Origin of the sequence: Xanthobacter autotrophicus (assembly GCF_029991245.1) — a bacterium.
GTDB lineage: Bacteria > Pseudomonadota > Alphaproteobacteria > Rhizobiales > Xanthobacteraceae > Xanthobacter > Xanthobacter autotrophicus_C.
This window is the reverse complement of the sequence record NZ_JAIVFO010000248.1, coordinates 1-3,271: the sequence shown is the minus strand read 5'-3', so window position 1 is coordinate 3,271 and position 3,271 is coordinate 1. Positions and strand designations below refer to the sequence as shown.

Annotated in this window: 3 protein-coding genes and 1 pseudogene; 1 reads left to right on the top strand and 3 read right to left on the bottom strand. The window is 69.7% G+C overall.

Going from position 1 to position 3,271, the window contains the following annotated elements; genetic code table 11:
- A partial coding sequence (locus tag K9U41_RS22325; RefSeq protein ID WP_282643036.1) for a DUF1036 domain-containing protein occupies positions 1–453 on the bottom strand: 453 nt, incomplete at its 3' end.
- A gap of 110 nt (positions 454–563) precedes the next feature.
- Positions 564–1,565, bottom strand: coding sequence for a DMT family transporter (locus K9U41_RS22320; RefSeq protein WP_282643035.1), 1,002 nt, complete (start codon positions 1,563–1,565; stop codon positions 564–566).
- Positions 1,566–1,996: 431 nt separating this feature from the next.
- Between K9U41_RS22320 and K9U41_RS22315 the strand changes: the two genes are divergently transcribed.
- Complete coding sequence (locus tag K9U41_RS22315; RefSeq protein ID WP_282643034.1) at positions 1,997–2,260, top strand: DUF2312 domain-containing protein; 264 nt, start codon at positions 1,997–1,999, stop codon at positions 2,258–2,260.
- A gap of 410 nt (positions 2,261–2,670) precedes the next feature.
- On the opposite strand, the pseudogene K9U41_RS22310 reads toward K9U41_RS22315, so the two are convergent.
- Positions 2,671–3,271: pseudogene (locus tag K9U41_RS22310) on the bottom strand (hypothetical protein); the annotation flags it as partial.

The window sequence follows — 3,271 nt, the reverse complement described above, 5'->3', positions numbered from 1 at the left end:
GGGCACGGTCGCCGGTGCCGGCTTGGTCTGTCCCGATTCGGTCAGCTGCACGGTCCAGGCCTTCTGCTCCTGCGTGTCCACCTCGAAGAAGCCGGTGCGGTCGAAGCCGCGGGCGAGGCAGTCGTCGGCCGCCTTGATGGTGAATTCCTTTTCCCGCGTGCACATATAGGCCTTGCCGGCCCATTCCCCGCCCTGGTCGTAGTCCACGGCGTAGAGGTAGTAAAAGCGGGCCGACAACTCGCCGCGCAGCAGCGTCTCGCAGCTGTTGGCCGCCACGTTCCACCAGCCTTCGGTGGTCCAGATCTCGCCGTCCTTGTAGCCGAGGGCGATGCCGATCCGGCTCTGGGTGCGGTTGCACAGTCGGAACTCGGCGGCGGCGGCATCCGGGAAGAGCGATACGGCCGGCAGCGCCGCGCCCAGCACGAGCAGGGCCTGGCACAGGCCGCGCGACATCGCGCGAGCCAGACGCTGGCGCAAGGGGGGCCGGCTCAGGGGGGAACGGGTCATGCCGTCGGACGGGAAGGACATGTCGCTATGGTGTGTGCCTCTCCGGCGCCGGCCCGTCAATGCCCGCCCTCGCGCGGGCGGTCCTGCGGATGGTCCTGCGGATGATCTGGCGGGCGATCCTGCGCCGTTGCCGCTCCTTCTGCCGCCGGATCGGGGCGCGAGCGTGGCAAGGCCTGCGTCGCTCCCCGTGTGGGTCCCCGCGGCCGCGCCACCACCAGGCCGCCGAGGATGAGCAGCCCGCCCACCGCCTGAAGGGCGCCAATGGGCTCGTGCAGCAGAACGGCGCCCAGCACCGCCGCCGACACCACCTCCAGGAAGAACACCAGCGCGCCGAAAGCTGGCGGCACCAAAGCGAGCCCCACCGCCATCAGCCCCTGTCCGCCCACCTGGGCGACGAGGGCGAGGGCCACCAGCGCCGCCACCCCGCCGGTGCTCGCGGGCCAGAGGGTCGGCTCGGCGAAGAGGGCGACCCAAAACAGGATGGTTGCCGTGGCCGCCGTGGACACCAGGGTCGCCGCCGCTGCGCCCCGCGTCTGTCGGGCGCGGCTCAGGGCCAGGAAATAGCCGGCGAAAAACAGGGCGGTGACCAGCCCGGCGGCATCCCCCGGCAGGTGCGCGGGATCGAACCGCCAGCTGCGGCCCACCAGTGCCAGCGCGCCGAGCACGCACAGGCCGAGCCCGGTCCAGCCGGCGCGGGAGACCGTCTGGCGCAGCACCAGAACGGCGAAGGCGGTGATCCAGACCGGGGAGGTGGTGGCGAGCACGGTGGCATTGGCCACGGTGGTGCCGAGAATGGCGAGGTGCCAGAACATGAGGTCGCCGGCAAAGAAGCCCCCGGCGAGGAGGGAGGCGCGATCGGGCCGGAACGCCCGGCGCCCCTCCGTCAGGGCGGCCCAGGCGGCGAGCACGGGCAAAGCGAGGCCCACCCGCCAGAAGGCGCTGGCGAACGGCCCCACGTCGGCCTGCCGGACGAACAGGACGGACGCGCCCATGGCGAGCGCGCCGAGGGTCAGTGTCGCGATGCCGAAGGCGAGGCGCGGGAAGGGTTTATCGGTCACGAGCGGGTCGGGAGTGTGCGGGACACCGCGCTCGCATGAACCGGCGACAGCGGCCAGGCGGGGGCGGGATGGGATATGGATGAGTCCGGCAGGTGGCGCGGTCAACCCCTCTTCGGCGACGAGGGGGAGGCATCGGGCTGCGGCCTGCGGCAGGCGTCACCGGAGCGCCTGGCCACACCCGATGACCAAGCTGGCGCATGCGCCCTTGTCGCACGTGCCGACGGCCAGCGGCTTCGGATCGAGATACCATAAGCCGTCCGGGAGCCCTGATGCGGCGTGGATAGCGGGGACGCATCCTTGACGCGGGCCTGCGCGGCGGCCTCTATCTTCCTCCCGCTCTGGAGCCGTGCCGGCTCCGGACCCCTATTTCGTGCGGTCCGCCGGTCAGCCTGGCTGGCGGAACGTGCTTTCGACCCAAGGAGACCGGCCAGGTGGCGGAAGACGTGTCAGATGCCCCCGCGGGCTTTGCCAAGGAACAGCTCAAGTCCTTCATCGAGCGCATCGAGCGCCTTGAGGAAGAGAAAAAGGCCATCGCCGACGACATCAAGGATGTGTTCGCCGAGGCCAAGGCCAACGGCTTCGACGTGAAGGCCCTGCGCGCCATCCTCAAGATCCGCAAGGAAGACGCGGAGGAGCGCAAGGAGCTGGAAGCGATCGTGGAGCTTTATCTCCAGGCGCTCGGCATCTTCGTCTAGGGCGTTTTCCGTTCGCCCTGGCTCACGGCAATCGCTCTAGATTTTTGTTTTAACGCGTTTTCTTCACGCGAACCGGTATCCACTTCGCTCGAAAACGCTCTAGAGCATGTTCGGCAAACACCGGTTCGCCGAACATGCTCTAAACCTTTGTTTCATCGCGATTCCGGACGCAAAACCGCTTCGCACTTTTGCTGGAATTGCTCTAGCGCGCGATCCGATCAGATTGAATCAATCTGATCGGTGACTCGCCTTCCAAAAGTTCAAGAAAGAGAACGCGTTGTCCGATTCGCCTGCGATGCAGGCCGATCGGCGCGTGCTCCAGGCAGGCTGTGGGCGAGTCAGGCTGTGGGCGGCAAGGCGCGCCCCGCCGCCATCTCAGGCGGAAGCTGGGGCCGAATGGACCTGCGCTTTCACATGCGCTGGGTGTAGGCGATGGCCGGGGCGCGGAACACATAGGTGGGCAGGTCCGCCACCGCCGTGCCGGTAAAGCGTGATTTCAGGCCGAAGGAGCCATCCCGCGAGAAGGCGGAGGCCACCACTTCATGCGGCGGCGCCATGAAGGTGGCGAGCTGCCGCAGCTCCGGCGGGCGCAGGTAAAGCTCCGTGGCGAGGCTGGGCGACAGGAACAGCCGGCCGAACGCCACCTCGGCGAGCCTGGCGCGCTGCTTTCCGGCGGGGGCCGGTGCATGCGCTGCCGTCGCGGCGGGGGCTTGGGGCATCATGCCGCCAGAGAGGACGCTGCGCTGCTCGCTCAAGGGTCCGGGGGAGGCATAGCCCAGCGCCGGCCCCGCTTCCGTCGCCGCTCCGCGGGTGATGACGGCGGGCAGCGGCGCCGCGGCGGCGTTGGAGCCCGGCGCGGTCAGGCTCGCCACCCGGCTGTCGCGGCCACCGGCCTCGGCCGGGCGGCGCAAAGGGAGCGGTGCGAACAGGCTGGCATTGGCGGCCACCAGCGCGCGGGCGGCGATCTCGGCCGGGCGGGACGGGGGCACGGGCGCTGCGGCGACCTGAAGG